The 11,864-nt window shown below is 71.3% G+C and carries 12 protein-coding genes and 1 tRNA gene; 3 read left to right on the top strand and 10 right to left on the bottom strand.

The features are described from left to right. The first annotated feature begins 97 nt into the window (after positions 1-97). Positions 98-171 (top strand) — tRNA-Gly (locus GZ998_RS00270). Between the two features lie 32 nt (positions 172-203). Here the strand turns inward: GZ998_RS00270 and GZ998_RS00265 are convergent. After that, the gene (locus tag GZ998_RS00265) at positions 204-1,025 is read right to left on the bottom strand and encodes a M50 family metallopeptidase (protein WP_374939128.1); all 822 of its coding nucleotides are present in this window, start codon (positions 1,023-1,025) and stop codon (positions 204-206) included. 267 nt (positions 1,026-1,292) lie between these two features. Between GZ998_RS00265 and GZ998_RS00260 the strand changes: the two genes are divergently transcribed. Then, the gene (locus tag GZ998_RS00260; RefSeq protein ID WP_219108259.1) at positions 1,293-1,973 is read left to right on the top strand and encodes a (deoxy)nucleoside triphosphate pyrophosphohydrolase; all 681 of its coding nucleotides are present in this window, start codon (positions 1,293-1,295) and stop codon (positions 1,971-1,973) included. A 173-nt stretch (positions 1,974-2,146) separates the two neighbouring features. After that, complete coding sequence (locus tag GZ998_RS00255) at positions 2,147-2,818, top strand: TetR/AcrR family transcriptional regulator (RefSeq protein WP_161924980.1); 672 nt, start codon at positions 2,147-2,149, stop codon at positions 2,816-2,818. A gap of 61 nt (positions 2,819-2,879) precedes the next feature. On the opposite strand, the gene GZ998_RS00250 is transcribed toward GZ998_RS00255, so the two are convergent. The 9 genes from GZ998_RS00250 to GZ998_RS00210 form a co-directional block, all read right to left on the bottom strand. Next, positions 2,880-3,839, bottom strand: a complete 960-nt coding sequence (locus GZ998_RS00250) for a hypothetical protein (protein WP_219108258.1) — start codon at positions 3,837-3,839, stop codon at positions 2,880-2,882. Beyond that, positions 3,836-4,921, bottom strand: coding sequence for a VWA domain-containing protein (locus GZ998_RS00245; RefSeq protein WP_162679031.1), 1,086 nt, complete (start codon positions 4,919-4,921; stop codon positions 3,836-3,838). Before GZ998_RS00245 ends, GZ998_RS00250 begins: the two co-directional genes overlap by 4 nt. Further along, positions 4,918-5,964 (bottom strand): VWA domain-containing protein, encoded by a 1,047-nt coding sequence (locus GZ998_RS00240; protein WP_306823018.1) that lies wholly within the window; start codon positions 5,962-5,964, stop codon positions 4,918-4,920. Before GZ998_RS00240 ends, GZ998_RS00245 begins: the two co-directional genes overlap by 4 nt. Further along, positions 5,964-6,485: an alpha-amylase gene (locus GZ998_RS00235; RefSeq protein WP_219108255.1), complete on the bottom strand. Its 522-nt coding sequence runs from the start codon at positions 6,483-6,485 to the stop codon at positions 5,964-5,966. The genes GZ998_RS00240 and GZ998_RS00235 overlap by 1 nt, the downstream gene beginning before the upstream one ends. A gap of 1 nt (position 6,486) precedes the next feature. Further along, entirely contained in the window at positions 6,487-7,485 is a 999-nt protein-coding gene (locus GZ998_RS00230) for a DUF58 domain-containing protein (protein ID WP_219108253.1), read from the bottom strand. Positions 7,486-7,499: 14 nt separating this feature from the next. Next, a complete protein-coding gene (locus GZ998_RS00225) occupies positions 7,500-8,789 on the bottom strand; it encodes a MoxR family ATPase (protein WP_257504868.1) in 1,290 nt (429 codons plus the stop codon). Between the two features lie 373 nt (positions 8,790-9,162). Further along, a complete protein-coding gene (locus GZ998_RS00220) occupies positions 9,163-10,164 on the bottom strand; it encodes an LmeA family phospholipid-binding protein (RefSeq protein ID WP_219108251.1) in 1,002 nt (333 codons plus the stop codon). Next, positions 10,161-11,000 carry a hypothetical protein gene (locus GZ998_RS00215; RefSeq protein ID WP_202616210.1) on the bottom strand — a complete coding sequence of 280 codons (840 nt, stop codon included), beginning with the start codon at positions 10,998-11,000 and terminating at the stop codon, positions 10,161-10,163. The genes GZ998_RS00220 and GZ998_RS00215 overlap by 4 nt, the downstream gene beginning before the upstream one ends. A gap of 213 nt (positions 11,001-11,213) precedes the next feature. After that, positions 11,214-11,864, bottom strand: a 651-nt coding sequence (locus GZ998_RS00210; protein WP_219108249.1) for an FHA domain-containing protein, incomplete at its 5' end; no start/stop codon positions are given.

Genomic DNA, 11,864 nt, shown 5'->3' with positions numbered 1-11,864 from the left:
CCGGCAGCCACCGGCGGGACTCACCTCTACCGGGGCGCGTTGCAACGCGCCCACCACGTGGTAACCTGTGCCCGCACCTCATCCAGATATGAGGCGCGCGGGTGTAGTTCAATGGTAGAACTTCAGCTTCCCAAGCTGACAGCGCGGGTTCGATTCCCGTCACCCGCTCCACCGATGGCCCGCGGATTCCTGAACCGCGTCCCTCACCACAGCCCGGCGACGGCGCGCACCACCAGCCAAGTGACTCCGGCGTCGACCAGCACCCAGGTCAGCCACCAGAATCCTGCAGGTAACGGGGTCAGCGCGGCCAGCGTACGGTGATCGGCACCGCCGTCTCGCGAGCGGGCGACGGCACCGAGAGACTCCCACGCCCCGGCGAGCAGCAGCAGTCCAACGCCGGCCACCACACCTGCGCGCACAGGCATGGCAGCGGCGGTGTCACCCCACCACCACAGGACCGCCACCACCGCGGCGCTAAACGTCACCAGCGCTGCGGTGCGCACGGACCGGCTCATCACCAGCAGCGCGACCAGCACCACCAGCGCCGCCGCCAGCACCGTGCCCGCCCAGCCTGACAGGGCGGCGAGCACTGCGCCCGCGCCGATAACCGCCGGCATCGGGTAGCCGGCCCAGGCCGTGATGCAGCGGCCGGGCCCGCGGCTGCGGCCGGAGGTGACCGCCCGCCCGGACAGGTCGCCCGCGATGACGAAGCCGTGGAAGCGGCGTCCAACCAGCATGCCGATAGCGGCGTGTCCGGCCTCGTGTACGAGCGTTGTCAACGCGCGGGACCAGCGCCGCACTCCCGGCAGCGCCCAGGCCAGGACCAGCACTACGGCAGCCGGCCAGAGCAGACGCGGGTCGGGCGCCGGGGAGGCGGCCATGCGTGAAAGCACCTCCTCCCAGAGCGTGCCGGCTCCCGGGAGAGCCACAGCTGCTACCGGCACGTCCGCCGCCGCCCATCCGGAGGTCGAACGCACCCCGGCGGGCAGGGCGGCACTGATTGTGGGCGCGCTAGTCACGATCACCCGCCGCAGTCTGCCAGGCACTTCTGTGCGGGTGTTGTCGATGCGCAGCCTGGACCGGTGCCTGGACCGGTGCTCCTGCCCTTAATCGGGCGAACACTGTCACAGAATGCACCACTTTATGACCGGAGCGCTCCCTGTAACATCGCCGGGCCGCATGACTACGCGGATTTGAAGATGGGCCAACCGCCGGGTGGGTTGAAAGTGGTGCATTTCATGACAGCTGTGCGCACCCGGCCGGTCTAGGCGCGCGTGGCCTAGGGTCGGTCCATGCTCGAAACGCGTCGCGCCCGCCCCGGCCGCCTGGTGGTGGCGGCCGCCGTTCTGGACCGACTGCCGAACGCGGCTAAGACGGATGCAGACCGCGCATCGACCGCGTTCTCACCCGCAACGGCCCCGCAGTCAGCCGCAACACCTGTCCTCAGCCCCACGCACGCTGCGCCAAGAACGCTGCTGTGCGCGGCCCGCTCCTACCCGGCCGAGCACGCCGGCCAGTACGAGTTTCCCGGTGGGAAGGTCGAACCGGGCGAAACACCGACGGCCGCGTTGATGCGGGAACTGGCGGAGGAGCTCAACCTGCGCGTGCGCCTGGGCGCCGAGGTGCTCCCCTCACCCGACCTGGCGGTTCCGCCGACGCGAGCAGTAATGCCCCCGGGCGCTCCTCCCGGGGGCAACCGCTGCTCCGACCGCGTTGCCAACGGGCACGTACAGACCGGCGCCGAAGCCGCTGTCGCCGCCTTCCCCGGTGACGACCGCCCGGCCTGGCCGGCGATGCACGGCTACCGCATGCGCGTGTGGCTCGCCGAACCCGTCGGGACACCGCCCCACCTCGGCGATGCGCACGCCGCGCTGAGGTGGGTCCCCTTGGACGAGGTCGGAGCCCTGCCCTGGCTACCCGCCGACCGACCGATCCTGGAGGCAATCCGCTGCCTACTCGCGCACACGCGCTGACTGCTCAGTGTCAGGACGCTCCGCCCGAATTCGCTGTTCCCGGAGCGGCCTGACTCAGGCATCGAGCCACTTCTACCGATCTCGGCACGTAACTACTACCGACCTCGGCGGTATGGGGGTCCACTTGCTGACACTTCTCGCCGCTCCGTCACCTTAAGGGTTAGGGTGTCCTCATGCCGAAGATCTTGGGTAGTTCCCTCGCCGAGCACCGCGAGCGCACCCGCCGCGCCCTGTTCGATGCACTGTCCGATCTGCTGAGCCAGCGTCCCTTCGACAAGATCACCCTGTCCGACGTCGCAGCCCGGGCGGGCGTGGGCCGCACCGCCGTATACAACCACTTCACGGACAAGGAAGACCTCCTCCTGGCCTTCATGGAGTACGAGACGGGCCGCTACGCCAAGGAGCTGACCCGCATCCTCGCCGACGTCGCCGACCCCATCGACCGCCTGCGCATCTACGTACGCCAGCAGGCCCTCATCAAGCGCCACTACCACTTCCCCTCCGGCGGCCCGCTGGCCAGCTCCGTTTCCCGCGACACCGCCGGCCGCCTGCACGCCCACGCCGGGCACATGGCACGAATGCTGACCCGCATACTCACCGACGCCATGGACGCCGGCGCCATCCCCCGCCAGGACCCGGCCCTGCTGATCCCACTGATCCACGCCTGCGTGCTCGGGGGGCGGCCCGCGCCCGCCGAGCCGCACGCCCGCGCCGCCTACCTGGAGTCCCTGGACGTGTTCGTACTGCGCGCCGTGGGGGCGTCGGCACCGGACCATGCCATCCCCAACGTGCCGCCTACGCAGGCGACGGAGCCGACGGCGCCCCCGGCTCGCGCCGTAGGGTAGCCGCCCCTAACCACCCACTGCCGCCCGTACTTGCGCTTGCTCGCACTGCAAACAAGACGTACTACCAGCGCCGCCCGTCACCGCCGCTAAGGCCGGAGTGACCGGTGGAGTTGGCCTCTCCATTGCGCTCCTCCAGTTCCCGGCGCCGAGAATCGCCGGGAGTGGGCGACGGGCTCGACGGTGGCGTGGCCTGCTGGCTGGACTGCCCGGTGCCGGTCGGCTCGGGAGTGGGGGTTCCCGTCGAGCCTCCCGAAGGCGTCGACTCGCCGCTCGCGGACGCAGTGGCCGTGGAGCTGGGATCTGACTGAGCGCTGGGGTCCGGCTCGGACGCAGGATCGGGCGGAGGCGGCACTTCGCACTGGCCCGCGGCTTGCATCGCCGCATCCCACTGTGCCTCCGCAGTGGCCGAGTCGCCCCCGTCCTGGGCTACGTCCGCGAGGGACGCGTGGGCGGCGTAAAGATTCACGCGCACCAGGCACTCAGGCGCCTGCGGATCAAGGACCGTCACCGTGTTCCCCGCTTCATCCTTCACCTGTACGGTGCCGGCGGCGGGCGCGGTCACCAGCGCCTCCTCCAGCTCGCCCACCGCGGCATCCAGCCGGTCATCCAGTAGCTGGGCGGTACCCAAGTTGTAGTGGACGCGCCACTGCTCCAGCCAGGGGTTCAGGCGCGCCACCGCACCGTAGCGGTCCACCGCGGCGGCGTAGTTCCCGGAGACGGCGGCATGGTTGGCGGCGAAGGTCAGGCCGACTACCGCCAGCATCCACACCGCGATCACCGCGACGACGACAGCCGGCACCCCCTGCCAGGCCAGCAGCCGCCGCCGACGCGCCAGCCGGGCACGTCGGTGCTGGGGCGACTCCGCCTCGGGCCCGGTGGTGTCGGCTATGCCGGCACGCACGGCGTAATCGTGGGCCTCGGCAGTACTACGGGCCCCGGGGCGGTAGGCGTCATTCTCGCCGGGAAGCCCGGCGGAGCCCGCCTGCGGGTCTTGGGGACCGGCTGCGCCGGAGTAGGTCATCGGGGTCCTCCTGCCTGCGCCCCCGGGCGGCCACCGACGGCGGGGAGCGTCAGTCTTTGCACGGCGCGGTCGGCGCGTATCAGCGCCACTCCCTCCCACACCAGTAGGACGGCGGCTACCAGCCCGAGTGGCCAGATGACGTAGTGGGTGTAGCGCTTGCGCTCCCGCCCGTCCGACAACACCTGCTCCACGTCCTGGTCGGTGAAGGCCTCACCGGGGTCGTCACCGGTGCCCGTGCGCTGGAGGTAGGTGACGCCCAGGGCGTCGGCCACCGCCTGCAGCTCGGCGGTATCAGGCACGGAAACCGCGGGCTCGCCGGTGCTTGGATCGGTGATGTAGTCGGCGTCGGGGTCGGCCGAACCGCCGAAGGCGCGCATGCGTCCACCGCCCTCAGTGCCGTAGCCGAGCACCGCGCCGCCGTCCACGACTTCCCCCAACTGCTGCCAGCTGACCCCGGCGGCGTCGGCCGTGCCCGCGCCGCGGCCGTCATCGGTCGCCTCGCCGTCGGAGAGGATGAACACCAGGCGGGCGTTCTCGGGGGCGGACTCGGCGGCGCCGGTCAGGGTCTGAGACAGCAGCGGCAGCGCGCGCTCAAGGGAGGATCCCTCGGAGCGGTTGGTGACCTCCTGCTGCAAGGAGCCGATCCAGGAGGTGACCGCGTCAATGTCACTCGTCAAGGGCAGTTCCCGGGCGGCAGTGGAGTCCAGGGCGATGATGCTGAAGCGGGCATCGGGGTAGGCGTCACGAATGGTGGTCAGGTCGGCGCGCACCCCGTCCAGGCGGGTGCCACCCCCGGCCTCGGGCCCGCCCGCCCAGTCCTCCGCCGCCATCGATCCGGTGCGGTCCACCACCAGGTAGACCTCAACGTTGGAGACGGCCACCGCCTCGGTCACCGGCACACTGGGTCCCGCCAGGATCAGTACGACGGCGGCGCCCAGCGCCACCCGCCGCCACCAGGTCGAGCGCGCGCCAGGGTCGGCACCGCTGCGCAGCAGCCAACGTGCGGAGGCGGCCAGCACTGCGGCCACAGCAACGGCAGCCAGCAGGGTGAGCGGCCAGCCGAACAGGGGCACCAGTCTCATGCGCGCCTCCAGGCGGATACCGCCAGGAATCCCAGGACGAACACGGCAAGAACCGCAGCGGCCTGCTCGGGCACATCCGTCACGCGCACCTGGGTGTTGGTATCGAGCTCGTCCACCTGATCGGCCTCCAGCTCCCGGACGATCTGGCCGGCCGTGTCGGCGTCGTCCACCTCGTAGAAGCGTCCGTCGTGGGCGGTGGTGATCTCGCGCAGGTCCTCGCGGGCCGCATCCACATCCTTGCCGGAGACGTCAGGGTCGGCCAGCTCCGGGTCCGCTCCGAACAGGGAGAACAGGCGGATGGACTCCTCCTGGGCGAGGTCGGCGGCCTGGGACACGGAGTAGATCTGCTCGTGGAAGGGGTCGAGTATCTGGTTGTCGGTCGCCAGGATGATGGAGCGGGAGCGGTCGGCTACCGGATTGTCAAAGGCGAGGGTGCAGGAGGCGAGCCCGTCCCCGGCCAGGGAGGACCCGGTGACCTCCTCGGCGAGGGTCCCGGAGAAGGTCTGGTAGTAGCGTTCCAGAGCGGGATTGCCACGATAGGGCAGGAAGTCGAGGACGTCGGCGATCTCGTTGAACTGATCCTGCAGCAGCTCGTAGTCGTCGGTCAGCGGCACGATCGTCTGCGCGGTGGAGTTCCAGGCGACCAGCGCCACCCGCTCGCCCTCGAAGGTGTCCAGCAGCTTGGCGAAGGTATCCAGGATCTTGGAGTCAGTGGTCACCATGGAGGTGGAGACGTCCAGGCACAGCACGATGTCCCGGCTGGCCAGGGACTCATTGCGCACGGTGCGCTCGATGGGGCGCCCGGCCATGGCGGCGGCCGCGCACAGGGCGACGACGAGCGCCGCTCCCAGGAGCGCGTGCAGCATACGGCGCCGGGCCAGTCGCTCCCGCAGCATGGGACTGCTCAGCAGGGAGGCGGAGTTCGCCACCCGGCGCGCCGCTTCCCCGTGGCGGCGCCGGGAACCGTCCCCGAGGCCGCCCGTGGCCGCCGCCGCTGCCACGGCCACGGCGGTTAGGATGACGACCCAGACGAGCCAGGGCATCACCATCGGTTGACCACCTCCCGGGCCCGCGCAATAGCGGCATCTGCGGCGGCGTCGGGGTCGCGGTCGAAGGAGGGCTGCTCCCACACGGCCAGCAGCTCACCCACGTGCCCGAGCGGGTTGGTGTCCAGGGGGCGGCGGCTGGCGCGCACCCGACGCAGCCGCTCCGTGATGGAGCGGGGGCCGGCGGTGTCCGCCATGTCCAGGATCTCCAGGACAGTGGCGGAGACAATGTCCTCGCCGCTGCGGGCAGTCGCAAAGCCCCGCAGCGTGCCGGCCAGTTCCAGGTGCAGGCCGCGCAGGTCCAGCTCGTTGCGCTGATAGCGGGCGGCGGTTTCATCCACCCGGCGGGCCCACTGGCTGCGTTCCGAGGCCGCCATGGGGATATCGCCGACCGACAGGGCCGTGTCGCGGCGGGTGACTAGGAAGGCGCGCAGGATGAAGGCGGCTGCAGCGATCAGGGCGACCACGCCGATCAGTGGCATCCACAGGGGCATCAGTACCGGTGGGTTGACGACCATCTCAGCGCCTCCCCCGGCGGCTGCGGCTCGATGCCAGCCGCTGGCGGGCCAGCAGGGCAGCGATGGAGTCCACCATGGACGCGTCGGAGCGGATGGCGGTGTGCTCAATGCGGCGGGCGTCCAGCAGAGCGGTCACGGCGGCGCGCCGGGCGTCGGCGGCGGCACTGAGCTTGGCCGCCAGGGCGGCGTCCTCACGCAGGAACGCGGGGATCTCACCGTCCAGCTCAACATCTCGGGTGCGGCCGCGGCCAGGAGCCAGCGGGGTATCGTCGGCGATCTGGACCGCGATCAGCTCGTGCTGAGCGGACAGGCGGCGCAGCCGGTCCACCACCGCCGGGTCGGTTTCGGCATCGGGGTGGAAGGTATCGGTGATGAGAACCACCAGGCTGCGCCGACGGTGCCAGGTTCCGACCCGCTCAAGCAGGGTGGACAGGGCCGCGCCGGGGGCGCCGAGCGCGAGTGCATTGCCGTGGGTCAGGGACTCGAACTGGTGCTCTAGCAGGGACAGAATCATCTCGGCGTGCTCACCGCCTGAGCGCGCCGGGCGGGTGATCACGCGGGCGGCGTCGGCGGCGACCAGCGCCACCGTGTCACCCCGCAGGCGCGCCAGGTAGGCGAAGACCTCGGCGACGGCGAGGGCAAGATCGCGCTTGTCCTCGCCACTGGGAGCCTGGGCGGCCATCGTGCGGCTGGTGTCGACGGCAAGCACTAGCGGCAGGTTCGACTCGCGCTGGTAGCGCTTGATCACCGGCTGGCCGGTGCGGGCGGAGGCCTTCCAGTCGATGTCGGTGACGTCATCCCCGGGCCGGTAGACGGACAGGTCATCGAAGTCCTGCCCGTGACCGACGAACACGGAGCGGTGGCGCCCGTCAAGCAGGCTGGTGGAGCGGCGCAGGGTGGGCAGTGACAGGCGGCCGCGCACGCGCGCCACCCGAGGGCCGGACCGGCGCCGGCCGGGGGCGGTCGGCTCCTGCGTGGAGGCGGGGTCGGGGCTGGTCATGGTCGCGGAGCCGGTCAGGGGGTCGGGACAGCGGCGAAGATCGCATCGATGATGGACTCCGGCGCGATGTCGTCGGCCAGGGCGTCATAGGTCAGCACCAGGCGGTGGCGCAGAACCGCGTGGCGGAGTAGGCGGACGTCGTCGGGCGTGACGTAGGTGCGGCCGGCCTGCAGGGCAACGGCCTGGGCGATCTTCATCAGGGCGATGCCCCCGCGCGGGGAGGCGCCCACGCGCACGTGCCGCTCCAGCCCGGGCACGGGCCGGGGGCCGCCGCCGCGGGAGGTGTTGACCAGGGCCACGATGTAGTGCTTGATGACCGGGTCGACGTACACGCGCTCGACCGCGCCCTGCAGCCATTCAACCGCATCGGTGGAGATCGGCCGGGCGTGGATGGGCTCCTCGAAGGCACCGTTGGAGATGCGGTCCAGGACGTCGGCCTCCTCCGCCGGCCGGGGGTAGGTGAGCACCTCCTTCATGAGGAAGCGGTCCATCTGCGCCTCCGGCAGGACGTAGGTGCCCTCCTCCTCGATCGGGTTCTGAGTGGCCAGCACCATGAAGGGGTGGGGCAGGGGGTAGACGACGCCACCGATGGAGGTCTGCCGCTCCTGCATGGCCTCCAGCATGGCCGACTGGGTCTTGGCGCTGGAGCGGTTGATCTCATCGAGCAGCACGATATTGGCGTGGACCGGGCCGAGCTGGGTGGTCATCTCACCGATGGCGTAGTTGAGCACCTGGGTGCCGACGATGTCGTTGGGCATCAGGTCGGGGGTGCACTGGATGCGGTGGAAGGTGCCGGACACCGCGGCGGCCAGCGTCTGGGCGGCAGTGGTCTTGGCCAGCCCGGGCACGGACTCCAGCAGGATGTGCCCGCCGGCGATCATGGTTGACACCAGGGCCAGGCGCAGCTGCTCCTGGCCGACCACGCGCTGGGAGAAGATCTGGGTGACGCGGCCCAGCAGCTCCCCGGCGCGTTCAACGTCGGCGCGCGGGGAGGCGTTGGAGCGGGAGTTCCGCTCGGCCTCACGCTCAAGCTCGGCGGAGGACGGCAGGGACTGGGTACCGGGGTATCCACCCTCGGGCGCGGAGGCCGCGGTGGCTGCCGCGCCCGTGACGCCTCCGGCACGGCGAGAGCGGCGCCCCGATCCGGACGGGTTCGGCTGGCTGGGTGCCGCGGGCACAGACGGGGGTACGGACGGGGGGATCGTGCCGCCGGCGGCCCCGCCGGCGACACTGGCGCCAGACCACGCGGAGCCCGTACCTGAGCTACTGGTACCGGCTCCCGGCGGATCGGGCTGCATGGTCATGGCACTCCTCTGGTTCTCCGCGCGTCGCCCGCCTCGCGCCTGGCGCTGCGGCAAGCATATTGTCTCGGGGAGGCTACACGAGCCCCCTGAAGGTTTCATCGCACTGTGGTGGGAAGTACTTCCCGCCACCGCCACCCGGCGCGCCTTCGGGGCAGCGCGTGGCCCGCACGCTCCCGCCAACCCGCCCCATCCGCAGATACCGGCCCCGGTGTCACTGGATGCACCACATTCACGTCGTTCACGCCGCCCTCGGCCCACAAGCCGGGAAACCAGGCGCAGAATCACGCCGATCGCCCCGATCCCAAGGACGCACCACACCCGAAAGTGGTGCATTCCATGACAGATCCACTCCCCCGCGCGGGCTCGCCCCCCGCTACCAGCTGGCGAGGCTGACGTCAGAGCCGGACAGCGTCAGCCGCACTCCGTCACGCGCAACGTAGGCCTGGGACAGTGTCAGTCCCTCCGGCAGCACCTCGGGACCGATCTCAATCTCCGGTTTGTCCAGGCCGAAGTACTCCAGCGCGGTCCCCAGGGACAACGCGCTGATGCCGCCGGCGCCATCCGTATCATCCCCGCCTGCCGGGTCATCCACGTCGATATCCACGCCGAACACATTCAAGGAGACCACCGAGAACTTCAGCCCGCCCGCGTCGGTGACCACGGGCTCAAACGTCAGCGACGCGTCGACTCCGAGCACGGTTGCGAGGGCAGTAACCCGCCCGGGCTCAGTAGTCGAACCGTAAACGTCAGGGGTGATCGTCAGCTCGGGCACATCAGGCGCAGCCGCCGCCACGAGCCGCTCCAACTCGTCGAAGCCAATCGCCGCGGAGGCGTAGACCTCGCCGGCCCGGTAGGGGTCACGGGTACCGACCGCCGTGAGGTTCGCGGTCACATTCGTGAACTCCAGGCTGGCCACCGCAGCCAGGCCCGCCCCCGCCGGGTCGTCCCCCGTCCCCCCGGCGCCGGTGGGCGCATCAGTCGGGTCGGCCGAGGCGTCATCCCCGCCGGATCCGGTTTCAATCACCAGGCTCTCCGACCTCAGGCTCAGTGTCTTCAGCTCGTGCCGGAGCAACTGCGGCAGCACGATGCCGTCCGTGGTGATGCTGGCATCGGCGGCAAGACCCGGCAGGGCCGCGCGCACGGTCTGCTCGACCTGTCCGCGCGCATAACGCTCCGCGCCGACCAGACCGCCGGCCGCCACGCACACCAGCACCAGCAGCGCTGCCAGCCCACGCCGCCGCCAGCGCTGCCGACCGTGCCGTCGGAGTTCAGACCGCGCGCCCTCCTGCCGCCCAGCCGCGGTGGCCGCGGCGCCCTGCGCGTCATCCGGCCCGGCTGTGGATGCCAGGTCGGGGGTCGCGGCGTTAGCGGTCACCCCGCCTCCCCCGCCTGGGCGGCGCCGCGGGACGGTGGGACCGGGGCGGTATCCACGCGGGATCCGCTGCCCGCCTGCGCCGCCTGATTCGCCTGGTACTCCTCATCCAACAGCGGCAGGTCCTCCGCCGTAACCATCAGTGTGGACACCGCATGCTCCACCAGGGCGGCCCGGCGGTTGGAGGCGACGCCGCCGGCGCGCCCACCGCGCAGGCCCCGCACTCCCACGCGGTCGAGTTTCTCGCAGACATTGTCGAGCTTGCGGTTGAACTTAGTCAGCGACCAGCCCAGCCGGGCGGCCGCCGAGGCCGAGGAGGGGATCTCGGCGGAGCCGGTACCGGCGCGCTTAAGCACCGGCTCCGCCAGGGCGAGTACCAGCAGCCGCTGCGACCGAGTCATGGGGGTGGCGCCGATGGTGGTCTGCCCCCGCGACTCGCGCGTTCCGTCAATGCCGGTGAAGCGCCCCGCCTCTGCGGTGATCAGGTCGATCTCGTAGGTGGTGGGCCCGGCGGAGAAGGTCAGGATGACGCGGGAGAACACCAGCGGCATGCTGGCGCCGGGGGCGAGCCGGGACTGCACCAGTCCGTCGCCGTCGGTGAGTGTGGCTGACAGGTGCGAGCCCTCGTTGGCGATCCACCACAGGCCCGAGTCGTGGCGCAGCACCAGGAAGCGGCGGTGCAGGTAGGGGTTGTCATCGATGTCGAGGTCTCCGCCGCGCCCGATGACGAAGGTCTCCTCCGTCCCCACGCGGTAAACCTCCCCGGAGAAGTCGACAACCAGCTCCTCCGGGCGGTCGGGGTCGACCTCCGGCAGGTCGGTCCAGGTAAGGTCACTCATTGGGTCCCCGCTTCCTCGCGTGATAGCTGAATGTACTCTGAATGCGCTGCTCACCGCGGCGTTGCAGCACCGCCACGGCCCTTGCCCCCGGCTGCGCCGCATGCTCCGCTGGACCGGCCGACCGGAGCGGCCGACCGGACTGACTAACAGCAGCGTAACGGATTCCCGTCCCGGCGCCCGGGCGGGCTGCGTGCCCCGCCGCAGCTCGCGCGCTCACAGCGGCGGCTCAACACGCAGGGTAACGCCGTCGCCGACGTCGAGCAGGTCCCCGACTTGCAACGGGGTCGGCAGGGCTGTGGCCAAGAGCACCGGGGCCGCGCCCGGGCGCACTAGAACCGTTCCGTTGGCGGAGCCCAGGTCGCGGGCGAGCAGGCTCCACCCGGCCACGGTGATCTCCAGGTGCGAGCGCGATACGAAGTGATCGGCGCTGGGCACGGTTACCAGCTGGGTAGCGGCCTCCTGGCCCGGGCGGGGCCTGGGCGCGCGCCCGACGACGACGTCTCCCCGCACGGGCACGGTCTGCCCCGTGGAGAAGGTCAGCACCGCCAGCACGGGCCGCGGCACCTGCCGGACCTCGCCGGTCAGCGGCGCCGCGCACGCCTGGCAGGCGACGGCGTCCAGGGGGTTGGGGTGCCCGGCGGCGCACATGGCCGCCGGAATCAGTGGCACCGGCGGCTCCGGCGCAGAGGCACCCCCCGCATCCTGCAGCGCCAGGGTGCTTTGGGCGGCGTCCGGCTGCTCCGCTGCGGGGCCGACGGCGCCTGCGCCCTGGCCTGCAGCGCCGTCACCACCGTCCGCGGGCGCCTCCGCAGTCGCGCCGGCGGGCACGCCCGCGCCGGAGCCACCGGTCCGGCGGCGCCTGCC

This window comes from Actinomyces sp. 594 (assembly GCF_019325145.1).
Lineage (GTDB): Bacteria > Actinomycetota > Actinomycetes > Actinomycetales > Actinomycetaceae > Actinomyces.
Note: the sequence above shows the minus strand (reverse complement) of the source record. Positions and strands in the feature narration are given on the sequence as shown.

Coding starts and splice junctions, on each gene's coding strand:
- GZ998_RS00260 (WP_219108259.1), top strand. CDS start 1,293: ATGCTCGAAACGCGTCGCGCCCGCCCCGGCCGCCTGGTGGTGGCGGCC.
- GZ998_RS00255 (WP_161924980.1), top strand. CDS start 2,147: ATGCCGAAGATCTTGGGTAGTTCCCTCGCCGAGCACCGCGAGCGCACC.
- GZ998_RS00250 (WP_219108258.1), bottom strand. CDS start 3,839: ATGACCTACTCCGGCGCAGCCGGTCCCCAAGACCCGCAGGCGGGCTCC.
- GZ998_RS00245 (WP_162679031.1), bottom strand. CDS start 4,921: ATGAGACTGGTGCCCCTGTTCGGCTGGCCGCTCACCCTGCTGGCTGCC.
- GZ998_RS00240 (WP_306823018.1), bottom strand. CDS start 5,964: ATGCCCTGGCTCGTCTGGGTCGTCATCCTAACCGCCGTGGCCGTGGCA.
- GZ998_RS00235 (WP_219108255.1), bottom strand. CDS start 6,485: ATGGTCGTCAACCCACCGGTACTGATGCCCCTGTGGATGCCACTGATC.
- GZ998_RS00230 (WP_219108253.1), bottom strand. CDS start 7,485: ATGACCAGCCCCGACCCCGCCTCCACGCAGGAGCCGACCGCCCCCGGC.
- GZ998_RS00225 (WP_257504868.1), bottom strand. CDS start 8,789: ATGACCATGCAGCCCGATCCGCCGGGAGCCGGTACCAGTAGCTCAGGT.
- GZ998_RS00215 (WP_202616210.1), bottom strand. CDS start 11,000: ATGAGTGACCTTACCTGGACCGACCTGCCGGAGGTCGACCCCGACCGC.